Annotated in this window: 30 protein-coding genes; 29 read left to right on the top strand and 1 reads right to left on the bottom strand. The window is 54.7% G+C overall.

Annotation, left to right across the window (positions count from 1 at the left end; all coding sequences use genetic code 11):
• The 29 genes from MRS74_RS13475 to rplQ all read left to right on the top strand — a co-directional run.
• The coding region (locus MRS74_RS13475) for an EF-Tu C-terminal domain-related protein (protein WP_497536484.1) at window positions 1–212 on the top strand (212 nt) is incomplete at its 5' end.
• Between the two features lie 270 nt (window positions 213–482).
• Window positions 483–794: a 30S ribosomal protein S10 gene (gene rpsJ, locus MRS74_RS13470; protein ID WP_067290898.1), complete on the top strand. Its 312-nt coding sequence runs from the start codon at window positions 483–485 to the stop codon at window positions 792–794.
• 113 nt (window positions 795–907) lie between these two features.
• The gene (rplC, locus tag MRS74_RS13465; protein ID WP_067290737.1) at window positions 908–1,546 is read left to right on the top strand and encodes a 50S ribosomal protein L3; all 639 of its coding nucleotides are present in this window, start codon (window positions 908–910) and stop codon (window positions 1,544–1,546) included.
• A 12-nt stretch (window positions 1,547–1,558) separates the two neighbouring features.
• Window positions 1,559–2,164, top strand: a complete 606-nt coding sequence (rplD, locus tag MRS74_RS13460; protein WP_254580797.1) for a 50S ribosomal protein L4 — start codon at window positions 1,559–1,561, stop codon at window positions 2,162–2,164.
• A complete protein-coding gene (gene rplW, locus MRS74_RS13455; RefSeq protein WP_020682710.1) occupies window positions 2,161–2,457 on the top strand; it encodes a 50S ribosomal protein L23 in 297 nt (98 codons plus the stop codon). Before rplD ends, rplW begins: the two co-directional genes overlap by 4 nt.
• Before the next feature lie 13 nt (window positions 2,458–2,470).
• The gene (rplB, locus tag MRS74_RS13450; protein WP_254580796.1) at window positions 2,471–3,298 is read left to right on the top strand and encodes a 50S ribosomal protein L2; all 828 of its coding nucleotides are present in this window, start codon (window positions 2,471–2,473) and stop codon (window positions 3,296–3,298) included.
• 19 nt (window positions 3,299–3,317) lie between these two features.
• On the top strand, window positions 3,318–3,596 hold the full coding sequence (rpsS, locus tag MRS74_RS13445) for a 30S ribosomal protein S19 (RefSeq protein ID WP_067386404.1): 279 nt from the start codon (window positions 3,318–3,320) through the stop codon (window positions 3,594–3,596).
• A gap of 10 nt (window positions 3,597–3,606) precedes the next feature.
• The gene (gene rplV / locus MRS74_RS13440; protein WP_438362339.1) at window positions 3,607–3,939 is read left to right on the top strand and encodes a 50S ribosomal protein L22; all 333 of its coding nucleotides are present in this window, start codon (window positions 3,607–3,609) and stop codon (window positions 3,937–3,939) included.
• A 22-nt stretch (window positions 3,940–3,961) separates the two neighbouring features.
• Window positions 3,962–4,642 (top strand): 30S ribosomal protein S3, encoded by a 681-nt coding sequence (gene rpsC / locus MRS74_RS13435; protein WP_254580795.1) that lies wholly within the window; start codon window positions 3,962–3,964, stop codon window positions 4,640–4,642.
• Window positions 4,643–4,653: 11 nt separating this feature from the next.
• On the top strand, window positions 4,654–5,067 hold the full coding sequence (rplP, locus tag MRS74_RS13430) for a 50S ribosomal protein L16 (protein ID WP_067290727.1): 414 nt from the start codon (window positions 4,654–4,656) through the stop codon (window positions 5,065–5,067).
• Window positions 5,067–5,258, top strand: a complete 192-nt coding sequence (gene rpmC / locus MRS74_RS13425; RefSeq protein WP_020682704.1) for a 50S ribosomal protein L29 — start codon at window positions 5,067–5,069, stop codon at window positions 5,256–5,258. The genes rplP and rpmC overlap by 1 nt, the downstream gene beginning before the upstream one ends.
• 2 nt (window positions 5,259–5,260) lie before the next feature.
• Entirely contained in the window at window positions 5,261–5,524 is a 264-nt protein-coding gene (gene rpsQ / locus MRS74_RS13420) for a 30S ribosomal protein S17 (protein ID WP_254580794.1), read from the top strand.
• Between the two features lie 97 nt (window positions 5,525–5,621).
• Window positions 5,622–5,990, top strand: coding sequence for a 50S ribosomal protein L14 (gene rplN, locus MRS74_RS13415; RefSeq protein WP_067290726.1), 369 nt, complete (start codon window positions 5,622–5,624; stop codon window positions 5,988–5,990).
• Window positions 5,991–6,091: 101 nt separating this feature from the next.
• Window positions 6,092–6,409: a 50S ribosomal protein L24 gene (gene rplX, locus MRS74_RS13410; RefSeq protein WP_254580793.1), complete on the top strand. Its 318-nt coding sequence runs from the start codon at window positions 6,092–6,094 to the stop codon at window positions 6,407–6,409.
• A gap of 13 nt (window positions 6,410–6,422) precedes the next feature.
• Window positions 6,423–6,962 (top strand): 50S ribosomal protein L5, encoded by a 540-nt coding sequence (rplE, locus tag MRS74_RS13405; protein WP_254580792.1) that lies wholly within the window; start codon window positions 6,423–6,425, stop codon window positions 6,960–6,962.
• Between the two features lie 12 nt (window positions 6,963–6,974).
• Window positions 6,975–7,280 (top strand): 30S ribosomal protein S14, encoded by a 306-nt coding sequence (gene rpsN / locus MRS74_RS13400; protein WP_254580791.1) that lies wholly within the window; start codon window positions 6,975–6,977, stop codon window positions 7,278–7,280.
• A 94-nt stretch (window positions 7,281–7,374) separates the two neighbouring features.
• Window positions 7,375–7,767: a 30S ribosomal protein S8 gene (gene rpsH, locus MRS74_RS13395; protein ID WP_020682698.1), complete on the top strand. Its 393-nt coding sequence runs from the start codon at window positions 7,375–7,377 to the stop codon at window positions 7,765–7,767.
• 10 nt (window positions 7,768–7,777) lie between these two features.
• Window positions 7,778–8,311, top strand: a complete 534-nt coding sequence (gene rplF, locus MRS74_RS13390; protein ID WP_254580790.1) for a 50S ribosomal protein L6 — start codon at window positions 7,778–7,780, stop codon at window positions 8,309–8,311.
• A 9-nt stretch (window positions 8,312–8,320) separates the two neighbouring features.
• Window positions 8,321–8,671, top strand: a complete 351-nt coding sequence (gene rplR, locus MRS74_RS13385; RefSeq protein WP_254580789.1) for a 50S ribosomal protein L18 — start codon at window positions 8,321–8,323, stop codon at window positions 8,669–8,671.
• A gap of 11 nt (window positions 8,672–8,682) precedes the next feature.
• Window positions 8,683–9,183, top strand: a complete 501-nt coding sequence (gene rpsE, locus MRS74_RS13380) for a 30S ribosomal protein S5 (protein WP_067290705.1) — start codon at window positions 8,683–8,685, stop codon at window positions 9,181–9,183.
• Window positions 9,184–9,188: 5 nt separating this feature from the next.
• Complete coding sequence (gene rpmD / locus MRS74_RS13375; RefSeq protein ID WP_067290702.1) at window positions 9,189–9,371, top strand: 50S ribosomal protein L30; 183 nt, start codon at window positions 9,189–9,191, stop codon at window positions 9,369–9,371.
• Window positions 9,372–9,385: 14 nt separating this feature from the next.
• Window positions 9,386–9,820 (top strand): 50S ribosomal protein L15, encoded by a 435-nt coding sequence (rplO, locus tag MRS74_RS13370; RefSeq protein ID WP_067386395.1) that lies wholly within the window; start codon window positions 9,386–9,388, stop codon window positions 9,818–9,820.
• Window positions 9,821–11,149 carry a preprotein translocase subunit SecY gene (gene secY / locus MRS74_RS13365; protein ID WP_254580788.1) on the top strand — a complete coding sequence of 443 codons (1,329 nt, stop codon included), beginning with the start codon at window positions 9,821–9,823 and terminating at the stop codon, window positions 11,147–11,149.
• 21 nt (window positions 11,150–11,170) lie between these two features.
• On the top strand, window positions 11,171–11,287 hold the full coding sequence (gene rpmJ, locus MRS74_RS13360; RefSeq protein WP_007021200.1) for a 50S ribosomal protein L36: 117 nt from the start codon (window positions 11,171–11,173) through the stop codon (window positions 11,285–11,287).
• A 145-nt stretch (window positions 11,288–11,432) separates the two neighbouring features.
• Window positions 11,433–11,789 carry a 30S ribosomal protein S13 gene (gene rpsM / locus MRS74_RS13355; protein WP_020682691.1) on the top strand — a complete coding sequence of 119 codons (357 nt, stop codon included), beginning with the start codon at window positions 11,433–11,435 and terminating at the stop codon, window positions 11,787–11,789.
• Window positions 11,790–11,814: 25 nt separating this feature from the next.
• Window positions 11,815–12,204 (top strand): 30S ribosomal protein S11, encoded by a 390-nt coding sequence (rpsK, locus tag MRS74_RS13350; RefSeq protein ID WP_067290691.1) that lies wholly within the window; start codon window positions 11,815–11,817, stop codon window positions 12,202–12,204.
• Window positions 12,205–12,219: 15 nt separating this feature from the next.
• Window positions 12,220–12,840: a 30S ribosomal protein S4 gene (gene rpsD / locus MRS74_RS13345; RefSeq protein WP_067290688.1), complete on the top strand. Its 621-nt coding sequence runs from the start codon at window positions 12,220–12,222 to the stop codon at window positions 12,838–12,840.
• Window positions 12,841–12,866: 26 nt separating this feature from the next.
• The gene (locus MRS74_RS13340; protein ID WP_067290685.1) at window positions 12,867–13,871 is read left to right on the top strand and encodes a DNA-directed RNA polymerase subunit alpha; all 1,005 of its coding nucleotides are present in this window, start codon (window positions 12,867–12,869) and stop codon (window positions 13,869–13,871) included.
• 42 nt (window positions 13,872–13,913) lie between these two features.
• On the top strand, window positions 13,914–14,309 hold the full coding sequence (rplQ, locus tag MRS74_RS13335; RefSeq protein ID WP_020682687.1) for a 50S ribosomal protein L17: 396 nt from the start codon (window positions 13,914–13,916) through the stop codon (window positions 14,307–14,309).
• 132 nt (window positions 14,310–14,441) lie between these two features.
• On the opposite strand, the gene uvrA is transcribed toward rplQ, so the two are convergent.
• Window positions 14,442–17,288, bottom strand: coding sequence for an excinuclease ABC subunit UvrA (uvrA, locus tag MRS74_RS13330; RefSeq protein ID WP_254580787.1), 2,847 nt, complete (start codon window positions 17,286–17,288; stop codon window positions 14,442–14,444).
• Window positions 17,289–17,666 lie beyond the last annotated feature (378 nt).

Genomic DNA, 17,666 nt, shown 5'->3' with positions numbered 1-17,666 from the left:
AAGGCTACCGTCCGCAGTTCTACTTCCGTACCACAGACATCACTGGTGCCTGTGAACTGCCGGAAGGTGTTGAGATGGTAATGCCGGGTGACAACGTGCAGATGTCCGTTACCCTGATCAACCCGATCGCCATGGAAGAAGGCCTGCGTTTCGCGATTCGCGAAGGCGGCCGTACCGTTGGTGCCGGCGTTGTAGCTAAAATCATCGCCTAAGATCAGCTCGCTGATCTGAAGTGAAGAAAGACCCTCTTCGGAGGGTCTTTTTTTATGCTCAGGATGGGCATAGGTGTGTCGGGCCAGGATGCCCGGTTGTGGTCAAGTATGGTCAGGCATGTTCTGTTCAGGGCGAGGCTCAATTGTTGCTGTTTAATTAATAACCGCATTCGCTTGACGCTGGTTGCGCCCCTGAGTAGAATTTGCGTCCCTTCCTAGAAGGGTATGCCGGCTTCGGCCGTTCAAAAACTTTGATTAAGTGTGATCAAAATGCAGAATCAGAAAATTCGAATTCGTCTGAAGGCGTTTGATCATCGCCTGATCGACTCTTCCGCTTTGGAGATCGTAGAGACTGCAAAGCGGACTGGTGCTCAGGTGCGTGGTCCGATCCCACTTCCCACCCGCAAAGAGCGTTTTACCATCCTGGTTTCTCCGCACGTCAACAAAGACGCGCGCGATCAGTATGAAATCCGTACTCACAAGCGTGTTCTGGACATCGTTGAGCCGACTGAAAAAACAGTTGACGCACTGATGAAACTGGATCTTGCTGCGGGCGTTGAAGTGCAGATCAGCCTCGGCTAATTCAGCACTGCGCATTCTAATTTATATTCATGAAGCGCTGTTTGTGGAATGCCCTGTAAAGGGTAGCCGTAGTGGGTAACAGCCCCGTACACAACTGGCAAGAGGTTAAAAACATGACTGTAGGTCTAATCGGACGTAAAGCGGGCATGACCCGTGTCTTCACTGAAGATGGCGTGTCCGTGCCAGTCACCGTCATCGAGGTCGAGCCGAACCGCGTGACTCAGGTGAAAACCATTGAAGCTGATGGTTACACTGCTGTGCAGATCACCACTGGTGGCTGTAAAGCGAGCCGGCTGAGCAAGCCGGAAGCTGGTCACTTTGCTAAAGCTGGCGTTGAAGCCGGCCGCGGTTTGTGGGAGTTCCGCCTGTCGAATGACGAAGAAATCAACGTCGGCGATGCGCTGACAGTTGAGCGCTTCGAAGCAGGTCAGAAAGTAGATGTTACCGGTCAATCCAAGGGCAAGGGCTTCCAGGGCGCGATCAAGCGCTGGAACTTCAGCATGCAGGATGCGACTCACGGTAACTCGCTGTCTCACCGAGCTCCGGGTTCCATAGGACAATGTCAGACTCCTGGCCGCGTCTGGAAAGGCAAAAAAATGGCAGGTCACATGGGTGCTGAACGCGTCACTATTCAGACTCTTGAAGTCGTTCGCGTTGACGCTGAACGCAACCTGCTGTTGGTCAAAGGTGCCGTGCCGGGTGCTCCCGGCGGTGACGTAATCGTTAAACCGGCTGTCAAGGCTGGCGCCTAAGGGGAGGTTGACATGAATCTGAATCTAGCTGGAACTGCCGGTTCGGTTGAAGTATCCGACCTGGCTTTTGGTAAAGAATTCAACGAATCGCTGGTTCATCAGGTCGTTACGGCGTACCTGGCCGGTGGTCGTCAGGGTACCAAAGCTCAGAAAACCCGCTCAGAAGTATCTGGCGGTGGTGCTAAGCCGTGGCGTCAGAAAGGTACAGGCCGTGCTCGTGCCGGTACCATTCGTAGCCCGTTGTGGCGCTCAGGTGGCGTAACTTTCGCCGCCAAACAGCGTGACCACGCTCAGAAAGTAAACAAGAAAATGTACCGCGCAGCACTGCGTTGCATCTTCTCTGAGCTGGTTCGTCAGGACCGCCTGGTCGTAGTTGAAGATTTCGCTATGGAATCTCCGAAAACCAAGCAGTTCATCGCCAAGCTGAACGAGTTGTCACTGAGCAACGCGTTGCTGATCACTGAAGACGTTGAGCAGAACCTGTATCTGGCTTCTCGTAACGTACCGCACGTTGACGTGCGTGACGCTGCAGGCATCGACCCTGTCAGCCTGGTTGGCTTCGAGAAGGTTCTGGTAACTGTGCCTGCTCTGAAGAAAATCGAGGAGGTACTGGCATGAACCAGGCTCGTATTTATCAGGTGCTCATGGGGCCGCACATTTCCGAGAAGGCAACCATCGTAGCTGAGGGTTCTCAGCAGGTTGTTTTCCGTGTGGCTGATACTGCTACCAAGCAGGAAGTCAAAACTGCTGTTGAAGCACTTTTTAACGTTAAAGTTAAAGGTGTCAACATCCTTAACATCAAGGGCAAGACCAAGCGCACCGCGCGTGGCCTTGGCAAGCGGAACGACGTTCGCAAGGCTTATGTATGCCTGGCTGAAGGTTCCGAAATTGATTTCCTGGCTGGCGAATAAAAGGGGTTGAATCATGGCAGTTATCAAGACTAAGCCGACCTCTGCTGGACGTCGTCATCTGGTCAAGGTTGTTAATCAGGATCTGCACAAAGGCAAGCCTTTTGCACCCCTGGTTGAGAAAAAGAGCAAGTCCGGTGGTCGTAACAACAACGGACGCATCACTACCCGTCATATCGGTGGTGGTCACAAGGCTCATTACCGTCTGGTCGACTTCCGTCGCAACAAGGACGGTATTCCTGGAGTGGTTGAGCGTCTGGAATATGACCCGAACCGTTCCGCAAACATCGCGCTGCTGAAATACGCAGACGGTGAGCGTCGTTACATTATTGCGGCCAAGGGTCTGAAAGCAGGTTCGGTTGTGCAGTCTGGCGTGGATGTCGACATTAAAGTCGGTAACACTCTGCCGCTGCGTAACATCCCGGTGGGTTCTACTATCCACTGCATCGAACTGAAGCCCGGTAAAGGTGCACAGCTGGCACGTTCTGCGGGCGCTTCTGCGCAGCTCGTAGCGCGTGAAGGGACTTATGCAACCCTGCGTCTTCGCTCCGGCGAAATGCGTAAGGTGCTGGTCGAATGTCGTGCGACTCTGGGTGAAGTTGGCAACAGCGAACACAGCCTGCGTCAGCTCGGTAAAGCCGGTGCTAAACGCTGGCGTGGTGTTCGTCCGACCGTTCGCGGTGTTGCGATGAACCCGGTAGATCACCCGCATGGTGGTGGTGAAGGTCGTACATCTGGCGGTCGTCACCCTGTTACTCCATGGGGTGTGCCGACTAAAGGACATAAGACCCGTAAGAACAAGCGTACCGATAAGTTGATCATACGCCGTCGTTCTGCCAAGTAACTAACTTGAGGATACAGCTGTGCCACGTTCACTGAAGAAAGGTCCATTTATCGACCTTCACCTGCTGAAAAAGGTAGAAGCTGCAATCGAGAGCAATGACAAGCGTCCTTTGAAGACCTGGTCACGTCGCTCTACCATCTTCCCGAATTTCGTGGGCATGACGATTGCGGTTCATAACGGTCGCCAACATGTACCGGTTTTTGTTACCGAAGACATGGTTGGTCACAAACTGGGTGAGTTTGTTCCTACACGCACCTACCGTGGGCATGCGGCCGATAAAAAGGCTAAGAAGAAGTAATGGGGGATAAGTGATGGAAGTTGCCGCTAAATTGAAAGGCGCCAGCCTGTCCGCCCAGAAAGCTCGTTTGGTCGTAGACCAGATCCGCGGTAAGGCAGTGGGCGAAGCTCTGAACATCCTGGCGTTCAGCCCGAAAAAGGGTGCGGCGATTATCAAGAAGGTACTGGAGTCTGCTATCGCGAATGCGGAGCATAACGAAGGTGCTGACATTGATGATCTGCGCGTTTCCACGGCCTTCGTTGACGAAGCGCCGAGCATGAAACGTATTAAGCCGCGTGCGAAAGGTCGTGCTGATCGTATTATCAAGCGCACCTGTCACATTACCGTCAAGGTTGCAGACTAAGCGCTGAGCTAGGAGAGTTCAAATGGGTCAGAAAGTACATCCGACCGGTATTCGCCTTGGCGTCGTTAAAGACCATACCTCTACTTGGTATGCAGACAAGGGCGAGTATGCCAAGAAGCTGCTCAACGATCTCAAAGTGCGTGAGTACCTTGAGAAGAAACTGAGCAATGCATCTGTTAGTCGTATCGAGATCGAGCGTCCGGCGCAGAATGCAAAAATCACCATTTACACTGCCCGTCCCGGCATCGTAATTGGTAAGAAAGGCGAAGACGTCGAAAAACTGCGTAACGCTGTTTCCGAAATGATGGGTGTGCCCGTGCACATCAACATCGAGGAAGTACGCAAGCCTGAGCTTGACGCTACCCTGGTAGCCCAGAGCATTGCAGGCCAGCTGGAACGCCGTGTAATGTTCCGTCGCGCGATGAAGCGCTCGGTACAGAACGCCATGCGTATTGGTGCCAAGGGCATCAAGATCCAGTTGGGCGGCCGCCTGGGTGGTGCCGAGATCGCGCGTTCCGAATGGTACCGCGAAGGTCGTGTTCCGTTGCACACTCTGCGTGCGGACATCGATTACTCGTCCTTCGAAGCGCACACCACTTACGGTGTGATCGGCATTAAAGTCTGGATCTTCAAAGGCGAGATTCTTGGCGGCATCGAACAGGTGCGTGCTGAGAAAAATGCGCCGAAGAAGAAAGCTAAGTGAGGTAGACGTCAATGCTGCAACCGAAACGTCTTAAATACCGTAAGGTGATGAAGGGTCGCAACCGCGGCCTGGCACTGCGCGGCAGTAAAGTAAGCTTTGGCGAATTTGGTCTCAAGGCTACTGCCCGCGGCCGCATCACTGCTCGTCAGATTGAAGCTGCGCGTCGTACCATGACTCGTCACGTAAAACGTGGCGGCAAGATCTGGATTCGCGTCTTCCCTGACAAGCCGATCACCAACAAGCCGCTTGAAGTTCGTATGGGTAAGGGTAAGGGTAACGTTGAGTACTGGGTTGCCCAGATTCAGCCGGGTAAAGTGCTGTTCGAAATGAGCGGCGTTCCCGAATCCCTGGCAGTTGAAGCTTTCGCGCTTGCTGCTGCCAAGTTGCCCTTGGCTACAACCATTGTTAAGCGGACGGTGATGTGATGATTGCTAAAGAACTGCGGGAAAAATCCGTAGATGAACTTCAGCAGGAACTCCTGGGTCTGCTGAAGGATCAGTTCAATCTGCGCATGCAGAAGGCAACTGGTCAGCTGGCACAGAATCACCTGCTGAGCCAGGTTCGTCGCGACATTGCTCGTGTTAAGACTGTACTGAACGAAAAGGCAGGTGACTAAGTATGAGCGCTGAAAAACGTACTCGCACTGTGACCGGTAAAGTTATCAGTGACAAGATGGACAAAACCATCACAGTTCTGGTTGAACGCAAAGAGAAACACCCGATCTATGGGAAATATCTCAAGCGTTCTACCAAGCTGCACGCTCATGACGATAAGAACGAGTGTCAGATCGGTGACTGGGTAACCATCGCGGAATCCCGTCCTCTGTCCAAGACCAAAACTTGGTCGCTGGTTCGTATTGAAGAGCGCGCAGCGAAGGTGTAATATATTGCGCCTTTGCTCCATTTGCCTATTTGCCCGAGCTGCACGGCTGAAAAGCACGTGCAGCATGGTGAAAGGCCATATATTTCTGGAGTAGACCATGATTCAGACTGAATCAATGCTTGATGTCGCTGACAACAGCGGTGCCAAGCGAGTGCAGTGCATTAAGGTCCTGGGCGGTTCTCACCGTCGCTACGCAGGTGTCGGTGACATTATTAAAGTTACCGTCAAGGAAGCAATTCCGCGTGGCAAAGTGAAGAAAGGTCAGGTTCTCAAGGCTGTTGTAGTACGTACCCGTAAGGGTGTTCGTCGTCCTGACGGCTCGGTAATCCGCTTTGATACTAACTCTGCGGTATTGCTGAACCAGAACGACGCTCCGATCGGAACGCGTATCTTTGGCCCAGTAACGCGTGAACTTCGCTCTGAGAAGTTCATGAAGATCATTTCCCTGGCGCCTGAAGTGCTCTAAGACCCGGTTGCTTTTTGACCGAGTACTTTGAAAACGCCATTCCCGAGAGGGTATGGCGTTTTTGAGCATGAGAGGGTTGCAGGAAACGACATAGGTATAACATGCGCAAGATTCGACGCGACGATGAAGTCATCGTCATCGCAGGTAAAGACAAAGGCAAGCGTGGCACTGTGCTGCGTGTGCTGGCGAACGATCGTGTGATCGTTACAGGCATCAACATGGTGAAGAAGCACACCAAGCCGAACCCGATGCAGGGCAAGGCCGGTGGCATCGTTGAGAAAGAGGCCTCTATGGCTGTTTCCAACGTCGCGATCTTCAATCCGCAGTCTGGCAAGGGCGACCGCGTCGGCTTCAAACTGCTTGAGGACGGCGCCAAGGTGCGTATCTTCAAGTCCACCGGCGAAGTCATTGGCGGATAAGGGGGTTGTTGTAATGTCTAGACTGAAAGCGCTTTACAAAGATACCGTTCGCCAGCAGCTGAAAGAAGAGCTGAATGCGCCGAACATCATGGCTGTCCCCCGCGTTACCAAAATCACCCTGAACATGGGTGTTGGTGAAGCACTGGGCGACAAGAAACAGCTCGAAAACGCTGTTGCCGATATGACGGCTATCGCCGGTCAGAAGCCGGTCGTAACCCTGGCGCGCAAGTCTATTGCGGCGTTCAAGGTACGTGAAGGCTGGCCGATTGGTTGCAAGGTCACCCTGCGTGGTCAGCAAATGTGGGAATTCCTTGACCGTCTGGTCGATATTTCCATTCCGCGTGTACGCGATTTCCGTGGTCTGAACCCGAAGTCGTTTGACGGCCGTGGTAACTACAGCATGGGTGTCAAAGAGCAGATCATTTTCCCCGAAATCGATTACGACAAGGTGGACAAGCTGCGTGGGATGGATATCACCATCACCACCACTGCTCAGACCAATGAAGAGGGTCGTGCCCTGCTGGCTGCCCTGAACTTCCCGTTCAAGAAGTGATAGGGGGATATCATGGCTAAACAATCGATGAAAGCACGTGAAGACAAGCGTGCCGCGACTGTCGCTAAGTACGCCGTTAAGCGTGCTGAGCTGAAATCTATCATCAACAGCCCGTTTTCTTCTGAAGATGAGCGTTGGGATGCACTGGTTGCGCTGCAGAAATTGCCGCGTGACGCTAGCCCGGTTCGTCAGCGCAATCGCTGTCAGCTGACGGGTCGTCCGCATGGTGTTTACCGCAAGTTCGGCCTTAGCCGTAACAAACTGCGTGAAGCTGCCATGCGTGGCGATGTGCCGGGTCTTAAAAAGGCCAGCTGGTAATTCACCACTGGTTTTACGGTAAGCATGGTGGGCAGGGCAGAGCGCAGTACGCTCTGCTACCGCATCACGCTGCACAAGAGAGGAAGTTAAACGCATGAGCATGCAAGATACACTGGCGGATATGTTCACACGTATCCGCAACGGCCATATGGCACAGAAACAGGCTGTATCCATGCCGTCTTCCAAGCTGAAAGTATCAGTTGCAGAAGTGCTGAAGGAAGAAGGTTACATTGCCAGCTACGCAGTAGAAGGCGATGTGAAACCGGTCCTCAGCGTTGAGCTGAAGTACTTCGAAGGCAAGCCGGTAATAGAAGAGATCAAGCGCGTAAGCCGTCCGGGCCTGCGTATCTACAAAGCTTCCAACGACCTGCCCAAAGTGGCCGGTGGTCTGGGTGTCGCGATCGTCTCCACCAGCAAGGGTGTGATGACGGACCGCGCTGCGCGTACCGCTGGAGTCGGTGGTGAAGTGATCTGCACGGTATTCTAAGGGGTTAACAATGTCTCGAGTTGGTAAAAAACCCGTTGTTGTACCTGCAGGTGTAGATCTGAAGGTCGATGGCCTGACCATCACCGCCAAAGGCAAGAATGGTCTTCTGAGCCTGGATGTTCATCCGACTGTTGAAGTTAAACAGGAAGAGAACACCCTGCTGTTCGCCCCCCGTGACAAGAGCAAGCTCGCTAACGCTCTGTCCGGAACCACGCGCTCCCTGGTGAGCAACATGGTTTTCGGTGTTACAGAAGGCTTTAAAAAGACTCTGGAATTGCAGGGTGTCGGTTACCGTGTTGCGCTCAAGGGCAACGCACTGAACCTGACGCTGGGCTTCTCCCATCCTGTTGAGTACGAACTGCCTGAAGGTATTACTGCAGAGTGCCCGAACCAGACAACGATTGTTATCAGCGGTGCTGATAAACAGCGTGTCGGTCAGGTAGCCGCAGAGGTGCGTGGCTTCCGTCCGCCTGAGCCTTATAAAGGCAAGGGTGTTCGCTACGCTGACGAATATGTTCGCCGTAAAGAAGCGAAGAAAAAGTAAGGCAGGGTTATGAACGCTAAGAAAGAAGCTCGTATCCGTCGTGCACGTCGTTCGCGCTTGAAAATGCGTGAACTGGGCGCCGTACGTCTGTGCGTCAACCGTACTCCGCGTCATATCTACGCACAGGTTATCTCTGAAGACGGTGGCAAGGTTTTGGCCTCTGCATCAACCGTAGAGAAAGTACTGCGTGAAGGCGCAACAGGTAATGTTGAAGCGGCCCAGAAAGTGGGTGCGCTGATCGCTGAACGTGCTAAAGAAGCCGGTATCACCAAGGTTGCATTCGACCGTTCCGGGTTCAAATACCACGGTCGTGTTCAAGCACTGGCCGACGCAGCCCGTGAAAGCGGCCTGGAATTCTAAGGGGGTCGATTATGGCAAATCACGAACAGAAAGACGGCGATCTCCAGGAAAAACTGGTACAGGTTAACCGTGTCGCGAAAGTGGTTAAAGGCGGTCGAATCTTCGGTTTTACTGCACTCTGTGTTGTTGGTGACGGTAACGGCCGCGTAGGTTTCGGTCGTGGCAAGGCGCGTGAAGTGCCGGTCGCGATTCAGAAGGCTATGGAACAGGCTCGTCGCAACATGATCAGTGTTGAACTGAACGGCGGTACTTTGCAGTACGCTATCAACGCTCGTCACGGCGCATCCAGAATCTACATGCAGCCTGCATCTGACGGTACCGGTATCATCGCCGGCGGCGCCATGCGTTCTGTACTGGAACTGGCTGGTGTCCATAACGTCCTGGCCAAGTGCTACGGTTCGACTAATCCGGTAAACGTTGTGCGTGCGACCATCAAGGGTCTGCAGAGCATGAACGCACCGGATGACATCGCGGCCAAGCGTGGCAAGACAGTCGCAGAGATCCTGGGGTAATCGACATGGCTAATACTTTGAAGGTAACTCTGGTTCGCAGCCCGATCGGCATTCTGCCGAAGCACAAGCTGTGTGTAAAAGGTCTCGGCCTGCGTCGTATCGGTCATACCGTTGAGGTGGAAGACACCCCTTCGGTCCGTGGCATGATCAACAAAGTCAACTACATGCTTAGTGTAGAAGGCGAGTAAGAGGAGTTCGTCACATGCGTCTGAACACTCTGAGCCCCGCCGCTGGTTCCAAACAGGCTCCGAAACGCGTAGGTCGCGGTATCGGTTCCGGTCTTGGTAAAACCGGTGGTCGTGGTCACAAAGGTCAGAAGTCCCGCTCAGGCGGTTCTGTTAAGCCGGGTTTTGAAGGCGGTCAGATGCCTCTGCAGCGTCGTCTGCCGAAGTTCGGCTTTAGCTCCCGTAAAGCCCGTTACGTTGCTGAGATTCGTCTGAACGAACTCAATGCAGTCGTTGCGGACGTAATCGATCTGGCCGCGCTGAAAGCGGCGGATCTCGTTAACCACGATATCAAAGTGGCTAAAGTGATCCTCTCTGGTGAGATCGGCAAAGCAGTGACTGTATCCGGTCTGAAAGTGACCAAGGGTGCACAAGCTGCGATCGAGGCTGCTGGCGGCAAAGTCGAGGCGTAAATGGCTAAGCAAGGACAGATACCGGCGGGCACACAAAACGGTTTGGGCGAGCTTTGGTCTCGTCTGCGTTTTGTGCTGCTGGCGATCATTGTGTACCGGATCGGGGCTCATATCCCCGTCCCCGGTATCAACCCGGATCGTCTAGCCGCATTGTTTGAACAGAATCAGGGGACTATTCTCAGTCTCTTCAATATGTTCTCGGGTGGTGCGTTGGAGCGTATGAGTATCCTCGCACTGGGCATTATGCCGTACATCTCTGCCTCTATTATTATGCAGCTGATGACGGTCGTGAGCCCCCAGCTCGAAGCGTTGAAGAAAGAGGGTGAGGCGGGTCGTCGTAAAATCAATCAGTATACCCGTTACGGCACGGTTATCCTGGCGACCATACAGTCGTTCGGGATGGCTGTAGGCCTGGCGAATCAGGGTGTGGCGTTCAGTGGTGACATCAGCTTCTATTTCGTAGCTGTCGTGACCCTGGTTGCAGGTGCAGTCTTCCTGATGTGGCTCGGAGAGCAGGTAACTGAACGTGGTATCGGCAACGGTATCTCGATTCTGATCTTCGCGGGTATCGTGGCTGGTCTGCCCAGTGCAATCGGTCAGTCCTTTGAAGCGGCGCGTCAGGGTGATTTGAATATCCTGGCGCTGCTGGCGATCGCGGTCATGGCCGTGGCGACTGTTGGCTTTGTAGTGTTTATGGAACGTGGCCAGCGCCGCATCACCATCAACTATGCAAAGCGTCAGCAGGGTCGTCGCGTCTATGCAGCGCAGTCGAGCCACCTGCCGTTGAAAGTGAATATGGCAGGCGTTATTCCTCCGATCTTTGCATCCAGCATCCTGCTGTTCCCGGCGTCGGTTGGTCAGTGGTTTGGACAAACCGATGGCATGGAATGGTTGCAGGACATGGCGCTCGCGCTTGGCCCAGGCCAGCCGCTCTATATCCTGCTGTTTGCGATCTGCATCGTGTTTTTCTGCTACTTCTACACGGCGATTGTTTTCAATCCCCGTGATGTGGCAGACAACCTGAAAAAATCAGGTGCATTTATCCCGGGAATTCGTCCTGGTGAACAGTCCGCACGCTATATCGATACTGTGCTGGGCCGTCTGACATTGTTTGGTGCTCTATACATCACCGCGGTATCTCTGATGCCTCAGTTCCTGGTGGTTGCGTGGAATGTGCCATTCTACTTCGGCGGTACCTCATTGTTGATCGTGGTAGTCGTGGTCATGGACTTCATGGCGCAGGTGCAATCACACCTGATGTCTCACCAGTATGAGTCCTTGATGAAGAAATCTAACCTCAAAGGCGGTGGCGCAGGCTTCCTGCGTTGATACTGCTAATTGGAGTGGATCATGAAAGTACGCGCATCTGTTAAAAAGATTTGCCGTAACTGCAAGATCGTACGTCGCAACGGTTCCGTGCGCGTGATCTGCAAGGTAGAACCGCGTCACAAGCAGCGCCAGGGTTAATTCCTGGCCTATAGGGCGTAGAAGGCGAGCGGCCTTGATTTAATTTTGATCAGGGTGTACTATTGCGCGCCTTCTACGAACGTATTAGAAATATTATGGCGCTCACCTAGAAGTCTAGTGAGTGCCTTATGACGGAGTAAATTGAATGGCCCGTATAGCTGGCGTCAATATTCCTGACAATAAGCATGCGGTAATTTCTCTTACTTACATTTACGGGATTGGCCGCACAACCTCGAAAATGATCTGCGATGCTGTTGGTATTGCCCACAGCACTAAAATTGCAGATCTGACAGAAGAGCAGCTTGATAACGTTCGTGGTGAAGTTACCAAGTTGTCTGTCGAGGGTGATCTGCGCCGTGAGGTCAACATGAGCATTAAACGTCTCATGGACCTGGGGTGCTTCCGTGGCCTGCGTCACCGCCGCAATCTGCCGGTACGTGGTCAGCGCAGCAAGACCAACGCGCGTACGCGCAAAGGTCCGCGCAAGCCGATCCGTAAGTAAGTGGTAAGCGATAGGAATTTCCGATATGGCTAAGCCAGGTAATCGCACACGCAAGAAAGTGAAAAAGACGGTAGTGGATGGCTTCGCGCATATCCATGCCTCTTTCAATAACACGATCATCACCATTACCGATCGTCAGGGTAACGCGCTGTCTTGGGCGACTTCCGGGGGCTCTGGCTTCCGTGGTTCGCGCAAGAGCACGCCGTTCGCTGCACAGGTAGCGGCAGAGCGCGCCGGTCAGGCCGCTCTTGAGTATGGTTTGAAAAATCTCGACGTGTTTGTCAAAGGTCCTGGACCTGGTCGTGAGTCCGCAGTGCGTGCACTGAACTCTTGTGGCTACAAAATTGCAAACATCACGGACGTGACGCCCATCCCGCACAACGGATGCCGTCCTCCGAAGAAACGTCGCGTATAAACTGGAGACGGTAAAATGGCCCGATATCTTGGACCTAAGTGCAAGCTGTCTCGCCGTGAAGGTACAGACCTGTTCCTGAAAAGCGGCGTTCGTGCACTCGACAGCAAATGCAAAGCAGAAGCTGTTCCGGGTATGCACGGCGCGCGCCGGGGACGTCTGTCCGACTACGGTCTGCAGCTGCGCGAGAAACAAAAAGTACGTCGTATGTACGGCGTGCTGGAACGTCAGTTCCGCAACTATTACAAAGAAGCGGCTCGCCGCACTGGTTCCACAGGTGAAAACCTGCTCCAGCTGCTGGAAGGCCGTCTTGATAACGTGGTGTACCGCATGGGCTTTGGCTCTACTCGCGCGGAATCCCGTCAGATCGTGTCCCACCGCCAGATCACTGTAAACGGTCAGGTAGTGAACATTGCATCGTACCAGGTGAAAGCCGGTGACGTGGTTGCAGTTCGCGAGAAGTCCAAGAACCAGCTGCGTATCAAGAGCGCTCTGGAGCTGGCTTCTCAGCGTGCTGCTGTTGAGTGGGTTGAAGTGGACGCAAGCAAAATGGAAGGTACTTTAAAGACCGTTCCTGAGCGTAGCGAACTTTCTGCCGACATCAACGAGCACTTGATTGTCGAGCTGTACTCCAAGTAATTCTTGAACTCTTTATTGGTGGAACTATGCAGCGTTCTGTAAACGAGTTTCTAAGCCCGCGTCACATTGACGTACAGGAAATCAGCAAAACTCGCGCAAAGGTGACTCTTGAGCCGCTGGAGCGTGGTTTTGGCCACACGCTGGGTAATGCACTGCGCCGCATTCTGCTGTCTTCTATGCCGGGCTTCGCCTTCACAGAAGTAGAGATCGATGGCGTGCTGCACGAGTACAGCACCATTGAGGGCGTTCAGGAGGATGTAATTGAGATCCTGCTGAACCTGAAAGGCGTTTCGGTAGCACTTTACAATGGTGAAGAAGTTACCCTGACCCTGAGCAAGTCCGAGCCGGGTCCTGTGACTGCTGGAGATATTCAGCTGACACAGGATGTGGAAATTGCAAACCCGGAACACGTGATCGCTCACCTGAACGAAGGTGCGAGCTTGAACATGCAGCTGAAAGTAACCCGCGGTCGCGGCTACGTTCCTGCTGACACTCGTACCAGTGACGAGGATGAAACTCGTGCTATCGGTCGCCTGCAACTGGATGCTACCTACAGCCCGGTACGTCGCGTTTCCTACGTAGTAGAAAGCGCGCGTGTCGAGCAGCGTACAGACCTGGACAAGCTCGTAATCGACATCGAGTCCAACGGAACAATTGATCCGGAAGAGTGCATTCGTCGTGCTGCTACGATTCTGCAGCAGCAACTGGCGGTATTCGTGGATCTCGAAGATGCTGCGGACCAGGCCAAGGTCGAGCCGGCCGAACCGGAAATTGATCCGGTTCTGCTGCGCCCGGTCGATGACCTGGAGCTGACTGTACGTTCCGCCAACTGTCTGAAAGCAGAACAGATCTACTACATCGGTGACCTGATTCAGCGCACCGAAGTGGAACTGCTGAAGACTCCGAACTTGGGCAAGAAGTCGCTGACCGAGATCAAGGACGTGCTGGCATCCAAAGGTCTGTCTCTGGGTATGCGTCTTGAGAACTGGCCACCTGCCAGCCTTAAGAACGACGATAAAGTCGCGTCCTAAGGCAGCGAGTTGAACTGACTTAAGTTGGTAAGGACTTAACAAATGCGTCATCGTAAATCTGGTCGTCATTTTAATCGTACCAGTGCGCACCGCAAAGCGATGTTTAAAAACATGGCAGTGTCTTTGTTCGAACACGAACTGATCAAGACTACTCTGCCGAAGGCGAAAGAACTTCGCCGCTTTGCTGAGCCGCTGATCACCCTGTCCAAGATTGACAGCGTGGCTAACCGCCGCCTGGCTTTCTCTCGTACACGCAGCAAAGAAGCCGTAGGCAAGCTGTTTAACGAGCTGGGTCCGCGCTACAACGCTCGTCCGGGCGGTTACGTTCGCATTCTGAAATGCGGCTTCCGTCCTGGTGACAATGCTCCGATGGCTTACGTAGAACTGGTTGGCCGTCCGGCTGGCCTGACTGCAGTCGACGAGTCTGCTGAAGACTAAAATCTTCAGTTGCGCAAAATACAAAACCCGGCCAATGGCCGGGTTTTTTTGTGCTTGTAGGAGCGGCGACTCGCCGCGAACAATGCCGGCATGAGCGTTATTCGCGGCGGGCGCCGCCGCGCCTGTGGTTTTCTAGCTGGCAGACAGCCTGGCCTGGGCCTCCAGCAACGGTTTGAGGAAACGGCCGGTGTGGGAGCCTTCGCAGGCCGCCACTTGCTCGGGCGTGCCTGTGGCGATGATCTGGCCGCCACCGGTGCCGCCTTCGGGGCCCAGGTCTATAACCCAGTCGGCGGTTTTGATCACATCCAGGTTGTGTTCGATCACCACTATGCTGTTGCCGTGATCGCGCAGGCGACTGAGCACGTTGAGCAGCTGCTGAATATCGTAGAAGTGCAGGCCGGTGGTCGGTTCATCGAGGATATACAGGGTCTTGCCGGTATCGCGCTTGGACAGCTCCTTCGCCAGTTTCACGCGCTGGGCTTCACCGCCGGAGAGGGTAGTGGCGGCCTGGCCGAGGCGAATGTAGGACAGACCGACATCCATCAGGGTTTGCAGGCGACGCGCCAGGGCCGGGATGGCGTCGAAGAATTCGCGGCCTTCCTCCACCGTCATGTCCAGCACTTCGTGAATGCTGCGTCCCTTGTATTTCACTTCCAGGGTTTCACGGTTGTAGCGCTTGCCCTTGCAGACGTCGCAGGGTACATAGACGTCCGGCAGGAAGTGCATCTCGACCTTGATGACGCCATCGCCCTGACAGGCTTCACAGCGCCCGCCCTTGACGTTGAAGCTGAAGCGCCCGGGTTTGTAGCCGCGCGAACGGGCTTCCTGGGTGCCGGAAAAGAGCTCGCGAATGGGTGTGAAGATACCGGTGTAGGTCGCCGGGTTAGAGCGTGGCGTGCGGCCTATGGGGCTCTGATCGATATCGATCACCTTGTCGAACTGGTCCAGGCCTTCAACGCTGCGGTGCTCGGCGGCATCCAGGGTGGTGGCGTGGTTGAGTTCGGTCGCGGCTATGGGATAAAGCGTGGCATTGATCAGGGTGGACTTGCCCGAGCCTGAAACCCCGGTGATGCAGGTAAAGAGGCCGACCGGAATTTCCAGGTTCACGTCCTGCAGATTGTTGCCCCTGGCACCGTTGAGCTTGAGCAGTTTCTTGGGGTTGAACGGCAGCCGTACGCTCGGTACTTCGATACGGCGGCGACCGCTGAGGTACTGGCCGGTAATGGAATTTTCATTGGCCATCACCTCGGCTGGGGTACCGCTGGCGATGACCTCACCGCCATGCACACCGGCGCCGGGACCTATATCGATGACGTAGTCGGCCAGCAGTATGGCGTCTTCGTCGTGCTCCACCACTATCACGGTATTGCCCAGGTCCCGCAGGTGACGCAAGGTCAGCAGCAGGCGCTCATTGTCGCGCTGATGCAGGCCGATGGACGGTTCATCGAGGATATACATGACGCCCACAAGGCCGGCGCCGATCTGGCTGGCCAGGCGGATGCGCTGGGCTTCACCGCCGGAGAGGGTATCGGCGTTGCGATCCAGTGACAGGTAGTCGAGCCCCACATTGACCAGGAAGGACAGGCGCAGGCGGATTTCCTTCAGAATCTTGTCGGCAATTTCGCCCTGCTTGCCGCTGAGCTCGAGCTGGTCGAAATACTTGCAGCATTCGCCGATGGGCAGATGGGTGATTTCCGGCAGGGTGCGCTCGTCGATAAAGACATGGCGCGCCTCGCGTCGCAGGCGGCTGCCGTGACACGAGGGGCAGGGCTGCATGTTGAGGTATTTTGCCAGGTCGTCCCGCACCATTTCGGATTCGGTTTCGCGGTAACGTCGCTCCAGATTGTTCAGCACGCCCTCGAAAGGGTGAGCCTTTTCGACGGAATCGCCACGGTCATTGACGTAGCGAAAGGAGATGTTGTCCCGGCCGCTGCCGTTGAGAATCACCTTGCGGTGCTTTTCGTCCAGGTCATTGAAGGGTGTATCCATGTCGAAACCGACATGATTGGCCACGGCCTGCAGCTGCTGGTAATAGTACAGGCTGCGCCTGTCCCAGCCGCGGATAGCGCCTTCGGACAGGGTCAGGCTATGGTCGTGCACCACCTTGTGCGGATCGAAATACTGGCGCACGCCCAGACCGTCGCAGCCCGGGCAGGCACCGTGGGGATTGTTGAACGAAAACAGCCTCGGCTCGAGTTCCTGGATGCTGTGGCCACAGGTCGGGCAGGCAAAGCGGGCCGAGAAAATCAGTTCCTCGCCGTCGCCGTCCATGTAGCTGATCTTGGCCAGACCGTCGGTGAGGGTCAGCGCCGTCTCAAAGGATTCTGCCAGGCGGGTGCTGAGATCGTCCCGTACCTTGAAGCGGTCGATCACCACCTCGATATCGTGCTTGCGGTTCTTGTCGAGCTCGGGCGGACTGTCCAGATCGACGACGATGCCATCGATACGGGCGCGCACAAAACCCTGGGTGATCAGCTCGCTCAGTATATGCAGGTGTTCACCCTTGCGGCCCTGGACCACCGGTGCCAGCAGCATCAACTTGGAGCCTTCGGGCAGAGCCATGACCTGGTCCACCATCTGGCTCACGGTCTGGGCGGCCAGGGGCAGGTCGTGGTCGGGGCAGCGGGGCTCACCGGCGCGGGCATAGAGCAGACGCAGGTAGTCGTAAATCTCGGTAATGGTACCCACCGTCGAGCGCGGGTTGTGCGAGGTCGACTTCTGTTCAATCGAGATGGCCGGTGACAGCCCTTCGATATGGTCAACGTCGGGCTTTTCCATCACGGACAGGAACTGGCGGGCATAGGTGGACAACGATTCCACATAGCGGCGCTGACCCTCGGCGTAGAGGGTGTCGAAAGCCAGTGAGGACTTGCCGGATCCGGACAACCCGGTGATAACCACCAGCTTGTCACGGGGAATATCCAGGTCGATGTTTTTCAGGTTATGCGTGCGTGCGCCGCGCACCAGAATCTTGTCCATATACCTTCCCGACAAAGAGACCAAAGCCGTTGATTATATAGCGTTCGCCGCCGAGCCAACACCGGTGCGGCGTTTGAATTCATTTAGCCGCCAGTCGGGCTGTTTTTTCCACGCTGTCAGCGCTCATCGCCTGCGTGACTCTTGGCGCCTGCCCAATGCGAACGCCACCCATCTCTCAAAGGAGTCCAGCATGTCCGAGCAGCTGCGCCCGTTTTTCTGGCGTGATGAACAAACAGGGAGCCTGTTTGTTCATCAGGTTAATAAGTGCCGTTGCTGATAGCAGCTATGCTCAATAATTGTGGGGTGGTGCTGGCTGGCGTTGTATTTTTGGCCCCGATGAGGGCGCGAGTCAAGAACCGAATTGGGTAAGGGAATCAG

It is taken from the genome of Marinobacterium sedimentorum, assembly GCF_024267675.1.
GTDB classification, from domain to species: Bacteria; Pseudomonadota; Gammaproteobacteria; order Pseudomonadales; family Balneatricaceae; genus Marinobacterium_A; species Marinobacterium_A sedimentorum.
The sequence above is the reverse complement of the archived record's forward strand: the minus strand, read 5'-3'. Positions and strand labels throughout refer to the sequence as shown.